An 18,358-nucleotide genomic window follows, 5' to 3' on the forward strand; every position below is an offset into this window, starting at 1 on the left:
CAAGGCCCGGCCCAGCCCGTCCCCCGACGCATGCCACCGGCGACACCCGACACAAGATCGGGCCACCCGGTATCATTCGGCAGAGAGTCCCTTTTCCCTCGGACCGGCCCCATGCCCGGATCGTCGCGCATCCATCCATCTGCCCGGTTGATACCCAGGTCGTCGTGCCCTCCGGGGCGGGAGGCCTGACGGGGGCATGAGTACGCGTTGGGGGCACACCCGTCGTGGGTGGTCATGGCTGTTGCTGGTGCTGTTCTGGGTCGGGGCGACTTCGCCATTGCACGCCCAGGACCCTGATCCTTGGGCGCCATTCCTCACTCCATGGTTCGAGCGCGTCGGCACCAGCGATGGCCTGCCCCACTCGGTGACCACCGCGCTCGCGCAGGACACGCGCGGGCTGGTGTGGATCGGCACGATGGGTGGCCTGGTCCGCTACGACGGCTTCCGCATGCAGGTGTTCGATGGCGGCCGCGCGCCGGATCGCCTGCATGACGCCTATGTGCGCACCCTGCTGGCCTTGCCGGGGGGCGACATGCTGGTCGGCACCAACGCCGGCGGCCTGGCCCGCTTCCAGGCCGCGACCGGCCGGTTCCTGAACTACCCGACCGGCCCCGGCGGCATCTCCGATCCGAAGATCTACGACCTGGCCAGTGACGGTCACGGTGGCGTGTGGATCGCCACCGACCGCGGCATCGACCACCTCGACGTGGCATCGGGCAGGATCACCGTGGTGCCGATCGGCAGCGAACCGGCACCGCGCAACTTCAGCGTGCTGCAGGACGACCAGGGCGACCTGTGGCTGGGCAACGACCGTGGCCTGTTCGTGCGACGCGCCGGCGCCTCGTCCTTCGTGCGGGTGGATGCCGCGGATCCGACCGTCTCCGCCGTGCTGCACAACCAAGTCTGGGCTCTGCACCAGGACCGGGACGGTCGTCTCTGGGTCGGCAGCGGCCAGGCCGGCGCGGTGTACCGGAACCGTGACGGCAGCTGGCACGCGGTGCCGGGCTTCAGCCCGTCGCCGCAACGGCGCAACTTCCCCACCGTGCGTCACTTCGCGCAATCGGCAGCGGGCGAGGAGTGGATCGGCACCGACGGCGAAGGGGTGCTGATCTACCGGGCCGGACAACCGGCGGCACGCCGGGTGTCCCACGATCCGGCGGTGGCCTCCTCGCTGCAGGGAGACTCGATCCGCGACCTGCTCTTCGACAGGGCCGGCAACATGTGGGTCGCCACCGATCTCGGCGCGGCCCACACCAACACCCAGGCGCAGATGGTGTGTTCGCTGCTGCCCTCGCCGCTGGCCCGGTTCGGTCTGTCCGAGAGCAACGTGCAGGGCATGCTGGTCGACAGCCGCGGGCGGATCTGGCTGGGACTCGGCAACGGCCACATCGACCTCATCGACCTCAAACAGGGCAGCCTGCGACACCTGATCATGGGCGGCGCGCAGAGCCACCGCGACGTGCTTGCGTTCACCGAGACGCCGGACGGCACCATCTGGGTCGGCACCCTGGGGCTGGCCAGGATCGACCCGGACACCCTGCAGGTCACCAACGATGTACTGCCGCCGTTGGCCACGCACCCGGTCCTGAGCGTGACCAATGTGGACGGGGTCCTGCTGATGGGCACCTACGACGGCGTGTACCGGTACGACCCGACCACCGGCCAGCTGGAACACTTCCGCCACGATCCGGCCGATCCGAGCTCGCTGGCCAGCGACACGGTGCGCTACATCGCCCGGGTGGACGGCAAGATCTGGTACGCCACCACCGCCGGCATCAGCGTGGCGGACCGGGTCAGCGACGACCGGGGCTTTCGCAACATCGGCCAGCAACCCGGCAACCAGGGCAGCCTTCCGCACGACTACATCGGTTCGATCGCCAAGGACGCCAATGGCAACCTCTGGCTGGCCACTTTCGGCGGCGTCGCCGAACTGCCGGGCGGACAGCTGGGCGCGCAACCGCGGTTCCGCGTCTTCGACACCGACGCGGGGCTGTCCAGCGACAAGGTCAATGCGGTGCTGCCGGACGACCGGGGCCATCTCTGGACCAGCCTGTCCAACGGCGTTGCCATGATCGATGTCGCTACCGGCGAGGTACGCAACCTGGGCGCACGCGACGGGCTGCACATCCCCAGTTACATCTATCTCGCCACCGCGCGGGCCCCGGACGGATCGCTGCTGTTCGGTGGCCAGGGCGGCCTCACCCTGGTACGCAGGCACGCGGAGAAGGAGCAGCCGGTCGAGGTTCCGCCTCCGTCGGTCACCTCGGCCCGGGTTGGCGGGAAGGACCTGCCTCCCGGCGCACTACCCCGATCCGGCGACACCCTGACCATCGACGATGGCCATCGCGGACTGCAGCTGAGCTTCGCCGTGCTGGATTACCGTGCCCCGCTGGAAACGCGCTACAGCTACCGCATGGAAGGCTTCGACGACGGATGGACCGACATCCCGGTCGGCTCATCCCCCAATGCCGTCTACACCAACCTGCCGCACGGCCAGTACTCGCTTCGCTTGCGCGCCACCACGCGGGGCATGTTCCCGACCACGGTGGAGTCCGACCTGCGGGTCGTGGTGCAGCCACGCTGGTACGAGACGGTCTGGCTGCGCACCCTGGTCATATTGGCCGGCATCGCCGCGGTGTTCGCGCTGGTCCACCTGCGCACGATCTATCTGCGGCGGCAGGCCAAGCGGCTGCAGCAGCAGATCGACGAGCGCACCCGTGACCTGCAGGAAGCCAACGCGCGGCTGGACAAGCTGGCCGGTACCGACGAGCTGACCGGGGTCTACAACCGCCGCCGCTTCCTGGCCCTGGCCGAAGGCGTACGCGCACTCTCCGCCGAAGGCCAGGCATGCCTCGCAGTGCTCGACCTGGACCGCTTCAAGGAAATCAACGACGGCTACGGCCACCTCGCCGGGGATGCGGTGATCCGCGCGATCACCGACATCATCCTCAGCCACTGCCGCCCGGGCGACCTGGTGGGCCGTTACGGCGGCGAGGAGCTGGTGATCTGCCTGCCCGACTGCACGGCGACCGAAGCGATGCGGGCCACCGGGCGCATCCGCGAGGCGCTTGCCCGCACCGAGGTCCGTCACGAAGGGCGCAGCATCCGGGTCACCACCAGCATCGGCGTGGCCGCCATCCATCGCCAGGAGAGCATGGAGCAATGGCTTTCACGCGCCGACGCAGCGCTCTACGAAGCAAAGCGTCGCGGCCGCAACTGCGTGGTGCTGGCCGGGGACTGAGTGGTCAGTTCGGCCGGCTGGGGGAATCGTCGCGCATCATCGCGTAATGCCGGTAGACCGCATAACCGAGCCCGACCACGCCGGTGAGCGTCGCCGGAATCAACAGCACGCGCTCGCCCATGCGCGCAAAGCCAAGCGTCCCGAGTACCGCGCCGACGATGAAATGACTGGCCACCAGCACGCAGACGTGGATGCGCAGCGTGTCCACCTCGAGTCCGCGAAGGCGCTGGCCGAGATAGATACCCAGGTCGGTGAAGATGCCCGAGACATGGGTGGTGCGGAACGTGGCACCGCTGTAGGTGCTGACCATGGCGTTCTGCAACCCGCAGGCGGCAGAGGCGAGGTAGATCCCCAGGTCGTGATGCGCGGCGATCAACGGAGTGGCCGCGAACAGCAGCAGCGACTCCATCATCAGCACGGCGCCGTAGCGGCGGCCCAACTGCAACGTGCGCTGCTGCACGATGAAACCGCTGGCCACGGCGCCACCCAGGAACGACAGGATCGCCAGTCCCCAGTGCGCGATCTCGCCCAGGTCAAGGTGGGCCACGGCGAGGCCCAGCTCGGTGCTGGTGCCGGTCAGGTGGGTGATCGGCTGGTGGCGGAAGCACAGGTAGCCGACCGAATTGATGCAGCCGGCGACCAGCGCCAGCAGTCCGCCGCCGATCCAGGCCCAACGCGGCAGCTGTCGCAGCATGATGGGAGCTTCAGTCCTTGATCGGCTGGGTGGTGAGCACCGGCGCGTCGCCGATCACGTCGGCGCCCGGCGGCGGGGTGAAGTTGAAGGTGCTGTCCGGGATGTTCGCATTGCGCTTCCAGTCGGAGAACCGGATCTGCGTGGTGGCGCCGAGCTGGTCGCGGAACACCATTTCGTCCAGGCCATCTTCGCCGAAGCCGAGCTCCGCATGGTCGAACTGAGGGTCCTTCGCCTTCGAGGTGAGGCGCAGCCACAGCAGTCCGTCATGCGCGCCCTCCTCGGTCACGGTGAACTCCTGGTCCATCCGCTTGACGTTGGTGAGCACGGTCAGCGGACTGTGCGACTCGGCGCTGCTCTGGGTGCGCACGGTAACCTGCTCCAGCTCCGGGTCGTACAGCCACACGCGGCTGCCGTCGGCGACGATGGTCTGCTTGTAGGGCGCCAGCGTGTCCCAGCGGAACTGCCGCGGCGCCTCCAGCGCCAGGGTGCCGGAGCTGGTCTTGCCGTCGCGGCCGTTGGGATCGGTCAGGGTCTGGGTGAAGCGGCCGGTGAGCGAGTGCAGGTCGTGCGCGAAGGCGTCGAGCCGGGCGCGCGCCGTGTCGGTCGCCGCGTGGGCGAAGCCGGCCAGCGACAGGGCCAGGATGGCGAAGAAGAGGGAGACGAAACGCTTCATGGGAACCTGGGCGTGGGGGCGGTACGTGAAAGTGTGCGGAGCGGGAGCTTAATCGCGATTGTAGGAGCCCGCTCGCGGGCGATGCTCCTGCTCCCGATCTGCCAATGAAGCAAAAGGCCAGAGCATCGCCCGCGAGCGGGCTCCTACCAAGGGCGGGTTACTTCGGGGGTGGTGGCGCCAGCACCTCGCGGTTGCCGTTGTGCTGCGGCGCGCTGACCACGCCGTCGGCTTCCATCTGCTCGATCAGGCGCGCGGCCCGGTTGTAGCCGATGCGCAGGTGGCGCTGCACGCCGGAGATCGAGGCGCGCCGGGTCTGCGTGACGATGGCCACCGCCTTGTCGTACAGCTGGGTGTCGGCGTCGCCGCCCTCCTCCCCGTCCTGCGGCAGGCCGGACTCGTTGATGAACTTGCCGTCGGCGGTGGCCTGCACCTCCTCCAGCACGCCCTCGACGTACTGCGGCTCGCCCTGCGATTTGAGCCAGGCCACCACCTGGTGCACCTCGTGGTCGTCGACGAAGGCGCCATGCACGCGCTCCGGCGCAGCCGTGCCGGGCGGGAGGTAGAGCATGTCGCCGTGGCCGAGCAGCGCCTCGGCACCGGACTGGTCCAGGATCGTGCGCGAGTCGATCTTGCTCGACACCTGGAACGCGATGCGGGTCGGGATGTTGGCCTTGATCAGGCCGGTGATCACGTCCACCGACGGGCGCTGCGTGGCCAGCACCAGGTGCACGCCGGCCGCGCGGGCCTTCTGCGCCAGGCGGGCGATCAGCTCCTCCACCTTCTTGCCGACGATCATCATCATGTCGGCGAACTCGTCGATGATCACGACGATGTACGGCAGCGGCTCCAGCGGCTCGGCCGCCAGGTTGGGCATCTCCGGGTTCGGCCGGAACAGCGGGTCCAGCAGCGGCTGGCCGGCCTTGTCGGCCTCGGTCACCTTCTTGTTGAAGCCGGCGAGGTTGCGCACGCCGACCGCGGCCATCAGCTTGTAGCGGCGCTCCATCTCGGCGACGCACCAGCGCAGTGCGTTGGCCGCCTCCTTCATGTCGGTCACCACCGGGGCCAGCAGGTGCGGGATGCCCTCGTAGACGCTGAGCTCCAGCATCTTCGGGTCGATCATGATCATCCGCACGTCTTTCGGGCTGGCCTTGTACAGCAGGCTGAGCACCATCGCGTTGACCGCGACGGACTTGCCCGAACCGGTGGTACCGGCCACCAGCAGGTGCGGCATCTTGGCCAGGTCGGCGACGGTGGGACGACCGCCGATGTCCTTGCCCAGCGCCAGGGTGAGCGGCGACTTCATCGCGTCGTACTTGTCCGAGCGCAGGATCTCGGACAGGTAGACGATCTGCTTCTTGGCGTTGGGGATCTCCAGGCCGATCACGTTCTTGCCGGGGATCACGTCGACCACGCGCACGCTGACCACCGACAGGCCGCGGGCGATGTCCTTGTCCAGGCTGGACACCTGCGAGCCGCGCACGCCGGCGGCCGGCTCCAGCTCGAAGCGGGTGATCACCGGCCCCGGATAGACGCCGACCACCTTGGCCTCGATGCGGAAGTCCTTCAGCTTGAGCTCCACCTGGCGCGAGAGCACCTCGAGCGTCTCTTCCGAATAGCCCGGCCCCTGCGGCGGCGCTTCGTCGAGCAGCGACAGCGGCGGCAGCTCGCCCGGCTGGGCGGCGCCGACGAACAGCGGGATCTGGGTTTCCTGGCGGGCGCGGTCACTCTTGGCCACCGGGGTCGGCGGCGCCTCGATGCGCACCGGCTCGCGCCTGGCCTGCTTGACCGCCTCGGACTTCTTCACCACCTCGCGCTCGACGCGGGCCTGGCGCGCGGCCATCACCTCCGGCGCCTTGCGCATCTTGCCGCCGAGCCAGCCGGCCACGCGCAAGGTCGCCTGGCCGGTCCAGTCCATCAGTCGAAACCAGGACAAGCCGGTGGCCAGTGTCACCGCCACCAGGAACAGTGCCAGCAGCAGCAGCGGCGCACCGGTGGAGCCGAGCGCGCCGAGCAGCGCGTTGCCCAGCCACTGGCCGGTGATGCCGCCCACACCCTGCGGCATCACCGTATCCGGCCGGTTGGCATTGATCGCGAACAGCGCCGGCAGGGTGATGAAGAAGAACACGAAGCCGATCAGCCGCAACGACGGCTCCCACGGATGCACGTTGCGCTCGCCGCGGTGACGGAGCACCTGCACGCCGAGTATCAACAGCAGCAGCGGAAACGCGTACGACACGAGGCCGAAGATGTAGCGCAGCAGATTGGCGATGTTGGCGCCGATGGCGCCGCCGAAGTTGCGCGCATGCTCGAGCGTGCCGACATGCCCCCAGCTCGGGTCCTGCTCGTTGTAACTGAACAGGCAGACCAGCAGGTACAGCGCCAGTGGCAGCAGCAACAGGGCACCGGCCTCGCGCAGACGACGCTTGAGTTCGTCACTGAGGGCCGGCGGGGGATTCTTGGCTTTCTTGACGTTCGCGCTACGCGCCACCGGTGAGGACTTCCTGGGATGAGGCATTCGCCCAAGTCTACACAGCCGGCTGCGTCTGGAGGAACGTACGGGAGCACAACCGTGCCGGGGAACACGCGAACCAAACGTAGGAGCCCGCTCGCGGGCGATGCTCTGCGCTTTGGATCGACATCCAGGCAAATGCATCGCCCGCGAGCGGGCTCCTACGGGGGTGCTGCGCAGCGCCCGATGGCGGGCGCTGCCGGAGGGCTTACTGCAGCGCCGGATGCACCAGCTTGCCGCCGTCGACGTTGATGCCGGCCTTCAGCGGCGCGAACTCGCGCCACTCGTTGCCGGCCGCCAGGCGCTGCACGTACGGCAGGATCGCCGCCGAGATCGCCAGCGACGAGGTCTGCGGCACCGCACCCGGCATGTTGGTCACGCAGAAGTGGGTGACGCCGTGCACGTCGTAGGTCGGCTCCTTCCAGGTGGTCGGGCGCGAGGTCTCGAAGCAGCCGCCCTGGTCGATCGAGATGTCGACCAGCACGCTGCCCTTCTCCATGGTCTTGACCATGTCTTCGGTGACCACGCGCGGCGCCTTGGCGCTGGGAATCAGCACGGCACCGACCACCAGGTCGGCGTCACGCACTTCCTCGGCCACCGAGGATTCGTAGGCATACAGCGAGGTGACGTTCGCACCCAGCTCCATCATCTCGGCCAGGCGATCCTGGCGCTTGTCGAACACCACCACGCGGGCGCCGGCGGCCGCGGCCAGCGAGGCAGCGGCCTTGCCTGCGGCACCGCCGCCGAGCACGACCACCTTGCCGCGCGAGGTCGAAGCCATGCCGCCCAGCAGCTTGCCCTTGCCGCCCTGCGGGCGATGCAGCAGCGTGGTGCCGATCTGGGTGGCGATGCGGCCGGCGATCACCGACATCGGCAGCAGCAGCGGCAGGCCGCCGTTCTCTTCCACCGACTCGAACGCCACGCCGGTCAGGCCGATGTCGAGCAGGCTCTTGGTCAGCTCCGGCTCCGCGGCCAGGTGCAGGTAGCAGAACAGCAGGTGGTGCTTCTTCAGCAGGGCCAGGTCACCGGCGATCGGCTCCTTCACCTTGACGATCAGCTCGCCCTTCTCGTAGAGCGCGGCCGCGTCGGGAACCACCGTGACGCCCTGGCTGGTGTAAGCCTCATCGGAGAAGCCGCTCTTCTCGCCGGCACCCGCCTGGATGAAAACCTCGTGGCCGCGGCGCACCAGGTCGGCGGCAGCAGCGGGGACCAGGGCGACGCGACCTTCGAGGGTCTTGGTTTCGGAAGGGATACCGATACGCATGGGGAAGCAGTCCTGTGGAGTTCGTGGCGTCGGCGCCAAGCAGCGCCGGCGTGGGTTGGGAAAGCCATCTGCATGACGCTTGAATCGGGCTGCCCGGTTCCCCATCCTTGCGGACCTGAGGGAACCTGCCGCCACCTCCCGTGCCGGTAGCTTCTGACGACGCTGGCCACCGTGCCGAAAGCGATCAAAGCCGTTCAGCAAACCTAGGGATTATCACATGTCCGAAACCCCCAAGCACAGCCGCCTGCTGATCCTCGGCTCCGGCCCCGCCGGCTACACCGCTGCCGTGTATGCCGCCCGCGCGAACCTCAAGCCGACCCTGATCACCGGCCTGCAGCAGGGTGGCCAGCTGATGACCACCACCGAGGTGGACAACTGGCCCGGCGACGTGGAAGGCCTGCAGGGCCCGATGCTGATGCAGCGCATGGCCGAGCACGCCGAGCGCTTCAACACCGAGATGGTGTTCGACCACATCCACCAGGTGGACCTGTCGAAGCGGCCGTTCACCCTCAAGGGCGACTCCGGCGAATACACCGCCGACGCCCTGATCATCGCCACCGGCGCCACTGCCAAGTACCTGGGCATCGCCTCGGAGGAGAAGTTCAAGGGCAAGGGCGTGTCCGCCTGCGCCACCTGCGACGGCTTCTTCTTCCGCGAGCAGGACGTGGTGGTGGTCGGCGGCGGCAACACTGCCGTGGAAGAGGCGCTGTACCTGTCCAACATCGCCCGCAAGGTCTATCTGGTGCACCGCCGCGACACGCTGCGCGCCGAGAAGATCATGCAGGACAAGCTGTTCGCCAAGGCGGCGACCGGCAAGATCGAGCTGGTGTGGAGTCACACCATCGACGAGGTGCTGGGCGACGACTCCGGCGTCACCGGCGTGCGGGTGAAGGCAGTCGACGGCGGTGCCACCCGCGACATCGAGGCGACCGGCTTCTTCGTGGCGATCGGCCACACCCCGAACACCGGCATTTTCCAGGGCCAGCTGGACATGCACGACGGTTACATCAAGACCCACAGCGGCCAGAACGGCATGGCCACGATGACCTCGGTGCCGGGCGTGTTCGCCGCCGGCGACGTGGCCGACCATGTCTACCGCCAGGCCATCACTTCGGCCGGCTTCGGCTGCATGGCCGCGCTGGACGCCGAGCGCTGGCTCGAGCAGCAGGCCGTTGCCGGTTGATGCATCGATGGCGGCGATGACGACCGGTCGACGCCAGACCGGTATCGTGGTCGCCGCCTGACCCGCTTTCTCGAGGAGTGCCCATGCCGGCCCTGAGCGCCCGCCTGCGACTGGTGCTGCTGCGGATGACCCGCCGGCTCTGGTTCCGTGCTGCGCTCTACGCGCTGGTCGGCGTCGCCACCGCCCTGCTCGGTACTGTCCTGCGCCCATGGTTGCCGGAAGGCGTAGCGGCCCGCATCGGCGCCTCGGCGGTGGGCAACATCCTCGGCATCCTCGCCTCCAGCATGCTGGCGGTGACCACCTTCTCGCTGTCCACCATGGTGGCCGCCTACAGCACGGCCGGCAGCAGCGCCACGCCGCGCGCCGCGATCCTGCTGGTGGAAGACTCCATCGCCCAGCGTGCGCTGGCCACCTTCATCGGCGTGTTCCTGTTCAGCGTGGTCGGCCTGATCGCGCTCAGCACCGGCATCTACGGCGACAGCGGCCGGGTGGTGCTGTTCGGCGTGACGATCGTGATGATCGTGGTCATCGTGGTAACCCTGCTGCGCTGGATCGAGCAGCTCTCGAAGCTGGGCCGGGTGGCCGAGACCATCGACCGCGTCGAGCGTGCCGCGCGGCACGCGCTGCTCGAACGCGCCGCAGCGCCCCACCTGTCCGCCGCCGACTGGGAGCCGCCTCCCGCGGACGCCTTCGTGCTGCACGGCGGACAGGTCGGTTACGTCGCCCACGTCGACCTGGCAACGCTGCAATCTCTGGCCGATGAGCATGGTCTGACGGTGTGGGTGGAGGCCGTGGCCGGCCACTTCGCCACGCCCGAAGCGCCGCTCGCGCGCCTGTCTCCGCGGCCGGAACCCGGCGTGCACGAGCAGTTTCTCGATGCCTTCGTGATCACCGACCAGCGCGATTTCGAACAGGACCCGCGCTTTGGTCTGGTAGTGCTGACCGAGGTCGCGCAGCGGGCGCTCTCGCCGGCGGTGAACGATCCGGGCACCGCGATCGACGTGCTCGGCACCGTGACCCGCCTGCTGTGCGACTGGGCGTCAGCCGCGCGGCACGCCGCCGGCGACGGCCATCGGCCGCGGCCCGCACCGCGCCACCCGCGGGTGAGACTGCGCGCACTCGATCCGCGTGAGCTTCTCGAAGACGTCTTCACGCCGCTGGCGCGCGACAGCGCCGGCATGCTGGAAGTCGCCATCCGCCTGCACAAGTCGCTGGCAACGCTGGCCGCACTGGGCAACCCGGCCCTGCGCGATGCCGCGCGTGCCCAGGCCTCGCGCGCACTGCAGCTCGCCGACGCGAAACTCGCGCTGGAAGAAGACCGGGACCGGCTGCACGAACTCGCCGCCTGGCGAAACGCGACATGAGCGGACCGGCCACTGCGCTGCAAGCGCGATTCCATGCGCGGATCGACGAGATTCCGGCCGCGGACTGGGACGCACTGCGACCGGACGGCAGTCCCTTCCTCTCGCATGCTTTCCTGCACGCCCTGGAGCGCACCGGCTGCATCCGCGAGGACTGGGGCTGGGCGCCGCATCATCTGGGACTTTATGACGGCGATCGGCTGGTCGCCGTCGCGCCGCTGTATCTGAAAGGCAACTCGCACGGGGAGTTCGTGTTCGACTGGAGCTGGGCCAGCGCGTGGGAACGGGCCGGCGGCGAGTACTACCCCAAGCTGCTCAATGCGGTGCCCTACTCCCCGGTATCCGGGTCACGGCTGCTGGCCGGACGCGATGCACGGTCGCCGACGCTGCGGCGGGCGCTGGTCACCGCGATGCGCGGCGAGGTCGACCGGTTGGGGCTGTCATCGTTGCACGCGAACTTCCTCACCGAGGACGACCTGCCTGCCTTCGATGAGGTATGGCTGGCACGCACCGACGTGCAGTTCCACTGGCACAACCACGGCTACGCCGACTTCGATGCCTTCCTCGCCTCGCTCAACCACAAGAAGCGCAAGAACATCCGCCAGGAGCGCGCCCAGGTGGCGCGCAGCGGCCTGCGCATCGAGCGCCGCAGCGGCGCTGGCCTGTCGCCGGACGAGTGGCGGCACGTCCACGCGCTGTACGAGGCCACGTTCGATGCCAAGGGCAACCACGCCGCGCTGACCCGCGCCTTCTTCCTTGCGCTGGGCCAGACTCTCGGCGACGCGGTGCAGCTCGCACTGGCGTACGACGCGGAGCGGATCGTTGCCATGGCCTTGCTGATCCAGAGCCAGAGCACGCTCTACGGCCGCTATTGGGGCAGCGCGGTGGACGTACCGGGCCTCCATTTCGAGCTCTGCTACTACCAGGGCATCGAACACGCGATCGCGCGGGGCCTGACCTGCTTCGAACCCGGCGCCCAGGGCGAGCACAAGCTGGCGCGCGGCTTCCTGCCGACCTTCACCCACTCGCGCCATTACCTGGCACATCCGCAGTTCCGTCGCGCGGTGCACGACGCACTGGTGCACGAGACCGCCTCGGTGCGGGCCTACGCGGAGGAACTGCACGCACACAGCCCCTACGCCCGCGATCGCGCCCCGGAGCCCGGCGCATGATCCGCCTGCCGCTGCTCGACCATTGGCCACCGCAACGCTTCCCCGACCCGTCGCAGGCGCTGGCCGATCCGCCGGGCCTGCTCGCGTTCGGCGGCGACCTCTCGCCGGAGCGCCTGCGTGCGGCCTATGCACAGGGTGTCTTTCCCTGGTTCAACGAGGGCGAACCGATCCTGTGGTGGTCACCCGACCCGCGCTGCGTGTTCCGCACCGAGCGCCTGCGCCAGCCGAACCGGTCGTTGCGCCGCCTGCTCCTGCGCTGCGGCTGGCGTGTCACCGTCGACCGGGATTTCGCCGGCGTGATGCGGTGCTGCGCGGCACCTCGCGACGGACAACCCGGCACCTGGATCAGCGAAGAGATGATCCAGGCCTACGCGACGCTGCACGCCCGCGGCGACGCGCACAGCGTGGAGGTATGGGACGGCAACCGTCTGGTCGGCGGGATCTACGGCGTGGCCTCGGGACGCCTGTTCAGCGGGGAATCGATGTTCAGCCGCGAGAGCGGCGGCTCCAAGGTCGCGCTGCTGGCACTGGCGCGACTGCTGCACGCATGGGGATGCCCGCTGCTGGATGCCCAGGTCAGCAACCCGCACCTGCTCGGCCTGGGTGCGGAGGAAATGCCGCGGGCGGAGTTCATCACAGCGCTGCGCCCGCTCGTGCTGCAGCGGATGGATCCTGCGGCGTGGCTTGACGTCAGTCCATTGACGGCGACCGAGCTGGCACAGCTCAGCCCGGCACCTGCAGGGTGAACAGGATCGAGGCCGGTCGTCCGGTCTCCGGATCCAGCGGTTCGGCCACTTCGCAGAGCGCCAGGCCCGCCAGGCGGAAGCTTCGCTGCCAGCCGGCCAAGGTGCGGAAGTACCACGGCGCCGCCGCGCCGAAGCCCTCGCCGCAGCCGGCCCACGAGCCCTCGCGCCAGCCGTCGCGATACGGGGCCTCTCCGCCGGCGCTCCACGGGTGCAGGGTCTGGATCACCAGCGCACCGCCCGGCGCCAGCAGGGCCGGCATGCCGCGCAGCAGTGCGTCCACCGAAGCATCGCCAAGCAGCGAGAAATTGCAGACCACCAGGTCGGCCCGCTCGCCCAGTCCGCCGGCCGCGACCGCCGCATAGTCCATCACGCGATAGCGCCCGGCCCCGGCCGTGCTTGCGGCGTCGACCAGCGCTGGCACCATGTCGACACCGAGTACGTCGATGCCCTGCCCGGCCAGCGCGCGACTCAGCCAGCCCTCGCCACAGCCCAGGTCGATCACGCTGCGGGGCGCACGGGCATGGATCGCGGCCAGCACGGCCGCGTCGGTGACCCGGCGCCGGCTGGCGATGCGCCCCTCGCGGACCGCCCGCGACCACGGCGCGGCGCTGTCGTGCCAGACGCGCAGGATCGCCTCCTCCGCGTCCCTCATCCGCTCAGGCCTCGCGGCTGGCGTAGTGGGTTTCGACGTAGTCGTCGAGGATGCCGATGAACTCGCTGGCGATGTTGTCGCCGCGCAGCGTCATTGCCTTCTCGCCGTCGATGAACACCGGTGCCGCCGGCGCCTCGCCGTTGCCCGGCAGGGAGATGCCGAGATTGGCGTGCTTGGATTCGCCCGGCCCGTTCACCACGCAGCCCATCACCGCCAGGGTGAGGTTCTCCACGCCGTCGTACTTCACCCGCCACAGCGGCATCTGCTCGCGCACGTGGGCCTGCACGGTCTTGGCCAGTTCCTGGAAGAACTCGCTGGTGGTGCGGCCGCAGCCCGGACAGGCGGTGACCAGCGGCGTGAACGCGCGCAGGCCCATGGTCTGCAGCAGCTCCTGCGCCACGATCACCTCGCCGGTGCGCGCGCCGCCGGGCTCCGGTGTGAGCGAGATGCGGATGGTGTCGCCGATGCCTTCCTGCAACAGCACGGCGAGCGCCGCAGCCGAGGCGGTGATGCCCTTCGAACCCATGCCGGCCTCGGTCAGGCCCAGGTGCAGCGCGTAGTTGCCGCGCGCGGCGAGGTCGCGGTACACCGCGATCAGCTCCTGCACGCCGGAGACCTTGGCCGACAGGATGATGCGCTCGCGCGGCAGGCCGATTTCCTCGGCCTTGGCGGCCGAGTCCAGCGCCGAGCGGATCAGCGCCTCGCGCGCCACGTGGGCAGCGTCCCACGGCTGCGCGCGCTTCGCGTTCTCGTCCATCAGCATGGCGACCATGGCCTGGTCCAGCGAGCCCCAGTTGGCACCGATGCGCACCGGCTTGCCGTACTCGATGGCCTTCTCGATGATCGCGCCGAACTGCGCGTCCTTCTTCTTGCCGAAACCGACGTTGCCGGGGTTGATGCGGTACTTCGCCAGCAGCTCGGCGCAGGCCGGCTCGGCTTCCAGCAACTGGTGGCCGTTGTAGTGGAAGTCACCGATGATCGGCACATCGACGCCCATCATCTGCAGCCGCTCGACGATGCGCGGCACCGCCGCAGCGGCCGCCGGCGTGTTGACCGTGATGCGCACCAGTTCCGAGCCGGCGCGGGCCAGCTCGGCGATCTGCTTGGCGGTGCTGGCCGCATCCTCGGTGTCGGTGTTGGTCATCGACTGCACGACGATCGGCGCGCCGCCACCGACGGTGACCTTGCCGATCTGCACGCCGACGCTGGGGCGGCGCGGTTCGGCTTCGGCGGGACGCGGGGCGGGCTGGAAAGATTCGCTCATGGGGAGGGCTTGGACACGTGGCCGCGAGGGCGCGGCGGAAGCCTGCAAGGATACCCGATGCGCCCGCGCGCACCCCAGCAGGATCAGCGCGTGGCTTGTCGCAACGCGGCCTGCAGCAGGCGACGCTGAACACGATCGGACAGCGTTGCCGCCTGCCCGAAGCCCATTCGCGCCAGGGCCTCGACTTCGCCATCGACGGCCGCTCCCGGCTGCAGCCAGGCGCGCGCGATGGCCAGCCGCCCGCGCCAGGTCCGGCTGCCCCGCTGCAGCCAACCCAGCGCCGGCAACAGGCGCTGCTCCACCTCGGTGAAGTCGCTGCCGAACGGAAAGGTCGGCGCCAGTCCCCTGGCTTTGAGCGGTGCCAGCGCCTCGGCCAGCGCCTCGGGTCGATGACTCCGCCAGGCGTCGGGAATCGCGAAGTCCGCGCGCAGCTTCCCGTGGGCCTTGGCCTCGGCGGCCAGCGCGTCGACGAAACGGGCATCGCACACCGAAAGCATCGCCTCGATGCACTCTTCGTCGGTCTTGCCGCGCAGGTCGGCCACCCCGTACTCGGTGACGAACAGGTCGCGAAGGTGCCGCGGAATCGTGGTGTTGCCGTAGTTGAAGCGGATGTTGGTCTCGACTCCGTGCGGGCCGTCGCGGGTGGAGCGCAGCAGCAGGATCGAGCGCCCGTCCGCCAGCTCGTGCGCCATCGCCACGAAGTTGTACTGACCGCCCACGCCGCTGACCACGTGGCCGTCCTCCAGCCCATCGGACACGGCCGCCCCGGTGAGCGTGGCCATCATGCAGGTGTTGAAGAAGCGCGCGCCGCGTCGCTGCAGTGCGGCTAGCACCTGGTGGTCGCCGTACAGCTGGTTGACGTTGGAGACCCGGCACATGTCGATCGCATCGGGATCGGCTGCCTCGGTCTCGTCGAGCCAGCGGTAGAGCTCCCGCGAACCAAGGAAGAACGCGCCGCGCAGGTAATGCCCACCCGGCGCGTCGTCCGGCAGCCGGCCAGCTACCGCGGCCCGCTCCAGTGCCAGGTTGTCCCACGAACGGCGCTTGAGAATGCCGCCACGCTGCAGGTGCATGAAGCCATCCATCACCATCTCGCTGGCGCCGTACAGTCCCTGCCGGAGCGGCTCCATGCCACCGATCTGCAGCGCCAGCGTATGGCTGACGTAGCCGGTATCCAGCGCCTCCAGCGCGGCGCGCCAGGCCAGGTTGTGACGCTGGCGCAGCAGCAGCGATTGCACCAGCGCATCGGACAGCGCGCCGATGCCGATCTGCAGGCAGCCACCGTCCCTGACCAGCGCGCTGGCATGCAGCCCCAACGCATACTCGGCCACCGACACCGGCTGTCGCGGCAGTGCGAAAAGCGGCGCGGCGTGCCGCGGCGCCAGTTCGATGTCGAAGTAGTCCTGCGGCACCTCGGCATGCCCGGACAGGTACGGCAGGTCCGGATGGACCACCGCCACGCACAGTGGCCGCGGCTTGCCTGAAGCTACCGCGCGCTCGAGGAAATCCAGCGTGAGATCGGGATTGCACGACAGGCTGTAGCGCACGCCGTCGGGCGTCTCGCGACGCGCCACCAGTTGCACCAGCAGGTTGATGTCCTGCACGGCGAGGTCGCGCGCCACGTGGGTGTAGTTCTGGCTGATGTAGCTGCGCTGGGCGCTGCCCGAATGCAGCATGACGCCCGACTGCATGTAGAACTCGTGCACTGCCACGTTCGCAGGCAGCGCGTCGCGCGCCTGGTCCAGCGCGTATTCGGGGTCGACGCAGTCCTCACCGAAATGGCGCGCCAGGAACGGTTCGAGGAAGCGCGCCTCCAGTCCGGGCCTGGGCCGCGGGCGGGTCAGCGACAACGCGGTATAGAGGGTGAGCGAACGCGCCGGCTGCGCCTTGATCAGGGCGTAGAGCGCATTGAGCAGGCCGTGCGGCTTGCCCAGACCCAGCGGCGCCGCGACGCGCAGGTCGGGACCGAGCCGGTCGGCAATCACCTGGGCACAGGCGGAAGTGTCCGTGAAGCGTTGCTGGAGAGGCATGGCCGGATCATGCCAGAAGCCCGAATTGCGGAGCATGCCCTAGACTGCCGGCATGGCCTCCTCCCCGTTCGAAACCACCCGCCCCGACCGTCTGCTGGCCGCACAGGCATTGAGCCGAGCAGCCGGTGCGCCGCTGGTGGCAGGCAATGCCGTGGAGCTGCTGATCGACGCCGCGGTGCACTACCAGCGCTGGCTGGCGGCGATCCGCCAGGCGCGTTCGCGGGTGCTGCTGGAGAACTACATCATCCGCGACGACGCGATCGGCCGGGCGTTCCGCGATGCGCTGGTCGAACGGGCGCTCTCGGGCGTGTTCGTCGCCGTGCTGTACGACTGGATGGGATGCCTCAACCAGTCCGGGCCGGCGTTCTGGAAACCCCTGCGCGAGGCCGGCGGCCAGGTGCGCACGTACAACCCGCCCCAGCTGGGCAAGCCGTTCGGCTGGGTCAGCCGCGACCACCGCAAGGTGCTGGTGGTCGATGGCGAGCTGGGCTTCCTGTCCGGCGTATGCATCAGCGAAAAATGGCTGGGCGATGCCGCCCGCGGCGTGGCGCCCTGGCGCGACACCGGCGTATCGCTGCGCGGACCGGCAGTAGCCGAGGTGGAGGCGGCCTTCACCCGCAGCTGGTCCGGCACCGGGGGCACCCTGCCCGCCTGGTCGCCGGTGTCGAGCGAGGCCGTAGGCCGGGTAGCGCTGCGGGTGATCGCCACCGAGCCGTCCACCGCCGGGCTGTACCGGCTGGACCAGCAGATCGCTGCGATGGCCCGCCGCACACTGTGGCTGACCGACGCCTACTTCGTCGGCGTGGCGCCCTACGTGCAGGCGCTCGCCGCCGCCGCCCGCGACGGCGTGGACGTGCGCCTGCTGGTGCCGGGCAGCAGCGACATTCCGGTGGTCGCCGGCTTGTCACGCTCCGGTTACCGGCCGCTGCTCAAGGCCGGCGTGCGGGTGTTCGAGTGGAACGGCTCGATGATCCATGCCAAGACCGCGGTCGCCGACGGCCAGTGGGCGCGTGTCGGCTCGTCCAACCTCAACATGGCCAGTTGGCTGGGCAACCGCGAGATCGACGTCGCGGTGGAGGACGAGGAGTTCGCCGCCCAGCTCGCCGGGCAGTACGAGAAGGACCTGGCCAATGCCACCGAGATCGTCCTCGCGCCGCGGCCCCGTCGTCGCGGTGAACGGGTACAGCCGAGCGACGAGGCGCCGCCGCGCACGCGACCGTCCCGTCCGCCGCGCGGCGGACGCGGCAGCTCCGGGCGGGCCGCCGCCAGCGCCCTGCGGCTGGCCAACTCGGTCGGCGCCGTGCTGACCGACCGTCGCGTGCTCGGCGATACGGATACCGGCCCGTTGCTCACCGGTACCGCGGTGCTGGCGCTGCTGGCCGTCGTCGGAGCTCTGTGGCCGGCCATGCTGGCCTGGCCGCTGGCACTGCTCGCCGCCTGGTTCGCACTGAACCTCGGCGTGCGGGCCTGGCGCAGCCGCCGGGCGCATCTGGACCGGGGCGCGTCGGAAATCGACGACTAGAAATCGTCATTTTTACGACTTTATTCATGAAGTTACATCGCATGCCT

At 69.3% G+C, this 18,358-nt stretch carries 13 protein-coding genes; 6 read left to right on the plus strand and 7 right to left on the minus strand.

All coding sequences use genetic code 11. From position 1 onward, the window contains the following. Positions 1 to 196 precede the first annotated feature (196 nt). Positions 197 to 3,241: a ligand-binding sensor domain-containing diguanylate cyclase gene (locus C693_RS0104615; RefSeq protein WP_026107182.1), complete on the plus strand. Its 3,045-nt coding sequence runs from the start codon at positions 197 to 199 to the stop codon at positions 3,239 to 3,241. 4 nt (positions 3,242 to 3,245) lie between these two features. On the opposite strand, the gene C693_RS0104620 is transcribed toward C693_RS0104615, so the two are convergent. The 4 genes from C693_RS0104620 to ald form a co-directional block, all read right to left on the minus strand. After that, positions 3,246 to 3,935 carry a YoaK family protein gene (locus C693_RS0104620; RefSeq protein ID WP_017461085.1) on the minus strand — a complete coding sequence of 230 codons (690 nt, stop codon included), beginning with the start codon at positions 3,933 to 3,935 and terminating at the stop codon, positions 3,246 to 3,248. Positions 3,936 to 3,945: 10 nt separating this feature from the next. Then, a complete protein-coding gene (gene lolA / locus C693_RS0104625) occupies positions 3,946 to 4,608 on the minus strand; it encodes an outer membrane lipoprotein chaperone LolA (protein ID WP_017461086.1) in 663 nt (220 codons plus the stop codon). A 157-nt stretch (positions 4,609 to 4,765) separates the two neighbouring features. Beyond that, complete coding sequence (locus tag C693_RS0104630; RefSeq protein ID WP_017461087.1) at positions 4,766 to 7,096, minus strand: DNA translocase FtsK; 2,331 nt, start codon at positions 7,094 to 7,096, stop codon at positions 4,766 to 4,768. 229 nt (positions 7,097 to 7,325) lie between these two features. Next, positions 7,326 to 8,381, minus strand: a complete 1,056-nt coding sequence (gene ald, locus C693_RS0104635; RefSeq protein ID WP_017461088.1) for an alanine dehydrogenase — start codon at positions 8,379 to 8,381, stop codon at positions 7,326 to 7,328. 217 nt (positions 8,382 to 8,598) lie between these two features. Between ald and trxB the strand changes: the two genes are divergently transcribed. The 4 genes from trxB to aat all read left to right on the plus strand — a co-directional run bounded on the left by trxB (position 8,599) and on the right by aat (position 12,843). Beyond that, positions 8,599 to 9,564, plus strand: coding sequence for a thioredoxin-disulfide reductase (gene trxB / locus C693_RS0104640; RefSeq protein ID WP_017461089.1), 966 nt, complete (start codon positions 8,599 to 8,601; stop codon positions 9,562 to 9,564). Positions 9,565 to 9,647: 83 nt separating this feature from the next. Next, a complete protein-coding gene (locus C693_RS0104645; RefSeq protein ID WP_017461090.1) occupies positions 9,648 to 10,928 on the plus strand; it encodes a DUF2254 domain-containing protein in 1,281 nt (426 codons plus the stop codon). Then, on the plus strand, positions 10,925 to 12,097 hold the full coding sequence (locus C693_RS0104650; RefSeq protein ID WP_017461091.1) for a GNAT family N-acetyltransferase: 1,173 nt from the start codon (positions 10,925 to 10,927) through the stop codon (positions 12,095 to 12,097). Before C693_RS0104645 ends, C693_RS0104650 begins: the two co-directional genes overlap by 4 nt. Next, positions 12,094 to 12,843 carry a leucyl/phenylalanyl-tRNA--protein transferase gene (gene aat, locus C693_RS21090; RefSeq protein WP_017461092.1) on the plus strand — a complete coding sequence of 250 codons (750 nt, stop codon included), beginning with the start codon at positions 12,094 to 12,096 and terminating at the stop codon, positions 12,841 to 12,843. The genes C693_RS0104650 and aat overlap by 4 nt, the downstream gene beginning before the upstream one ends. Here the strand turns inward: aat and C693_RS0104660 are convergent. The 3 genes from C693_RS0104660 to C693_RS0104670 all read right to left on the minus strand — a co-directional run bounded on the left by C693_RS0104660 (position 12,821) and on the right by C693_RS0104670 (position 16,789). Further along, entirely contained in the window at positions 12,821 to 13,495 is a 675-nt protein-coding gene (locus C693_RS0104660) for a class I SAM-dependent methyltransferase (RefSeq protein WP_017461093.1), read from the minus strand. The genes aat and C693_RS0104660 overlap by 23 nt on opposite strands. Positions 13,496 to 13,499: 4 nt before the next feature. After that, entirely contained in the window at positions 13,500 to 14,759 is a 1,260-nt protein-coding gene (gene ispG, locus C693_RS0104665) for a flavodoxin-dependent (E)-4-hydroxy-3-methylbut-2-enyl-diphosphate synthase (protein ID WP_017461094.1), read from the minus strand. 83 nt (positions 14,760 to 14,842) lie between these two features. Continuing rightward, the gene (locus tag C693_RS0104670) at positions 14,843 to 16,789 is read right to left on the minus strand and encodes an acetyl-CoA hydrolase/transferase C-terminal domain-containing protein (RefSeq protein ID WP_026107184.1); all 1,947 of its coding nucleotides are present in this window, start codon (positions 16,787 to 16,789) and stop codon (positions 14,843 to 14,845) included. A 52-nt stretch (positions 16,790 to 16,841) separates the two neighbouring features. Here C693_RS0104670 and C693_RS0104675 point away from each other — a divergent pair, with 52 nt between their 5' ends. After that, positions 16,842 to 18,311 carry a phospholipase D-like domain-containing protein gene (locus tag C693_RS0104675; protein ID WP_017461096.1) on the plus strand — a complete coding sequence of 490 codons (1,470 nt, stop codon included), beginning with the start codon at positions 16,842 to 16,844 and terminating at the stop codon, positions 18,309 to 18,311. Positions 18,312 to 18,358 lie beyond the last annotated feature (47 nt).

This window comes from Dyella ginsengisoli LA-4, from assembly GCF_000334915.1.
In the GTDB taxonomy this organism is placed as follows: Bacteria; Pseudomonadota; Gammaproteobacteria; order Xanthomonadales; family Rhodanobacteraceae; genus Dyella_A; species Dyella_A ginsengisoli_A.

Coding starts and splice junctions, on each gene's coding strand:
- lolA (WP_017461086.1), bottom strand. CDS start 4,608: ATGAAGCGTTTCGTCTCCCTCTTCTTCGCCATCCTGGCCCTGTCGCTG.
- ald (WP_017461088.1), bottom strand. CDS start 8,381: ATGCGTATCGGTATCCCTTCCGAAACCAAGACCCTCGAAGGTCGCGTC.
- C693_RS0104675 (WP_017461096.1), top strand. CDS start 16,842: ATGGCCTCCTCCCCGTTCGAAACCACCCGCCCCGACCGTCTGCTGGCC.
- trxB (WP_017461089.1), top strand. CDS start 8,599: ATGTCCGAAACCCCCAAGCACAGCCGCCTGCTGATCCTCGGCTCCGGC.
- ispG (WP_017461094.1), bottom strand. CDS start 14,759: ATGAGCGAATCTTTCCAGCCCGCCCCGCGTCCCGCCGAAGCCGAACCG.
- C693_RS0104620 (WP_017461085.1), bottom strand. CDS start 3,935: ATGCTGCGACAGCTGCCGCGTTGGGCCTGGATCGGCGGCGGACTGCTG.
- C693_RS0104650 (WP_017461091.1), top strand. CDS start 10,925: ATGAGCGGACCGGCCACTGCGCTGCAAGCGCGATTCCATGCGCGGATC.
- C693_RS0104670 (WP_026107184.1), bottom strand. CDS start 16,789: ATGCCTCTCCAGCAACGCTTCACGGACACTTCCGCCTGTGCCCAGGTG.
- aat (WP_017461092.1), top strand. CDS start 12,094: ATGATCCGCCTGCCGCTGCTCGACCATTGGCCACCGCAACGCTTCCCC.
- C693_RS0104615 (WP_026107182.1), top strand. CDS start 197: ATGAGTACGCGTTGGGGGCACACCCGTCGTGGGTGGTCATGGCTGTTG.
- C693_RS0104645 (WP_017461090.1), top strand. CDS start 9,648: ATGCCGGCCCTGAGCGCCCGCCTGCGACTGGTGCTGCTGCGGATGACC.
- C693_RS0104660 (WP_017461093.1), bottom strand. CDS start 13,495: ATGAGGGACGCGGAGGAGGCGATCCTGCGCGTCTGGCACGACAGCGCC.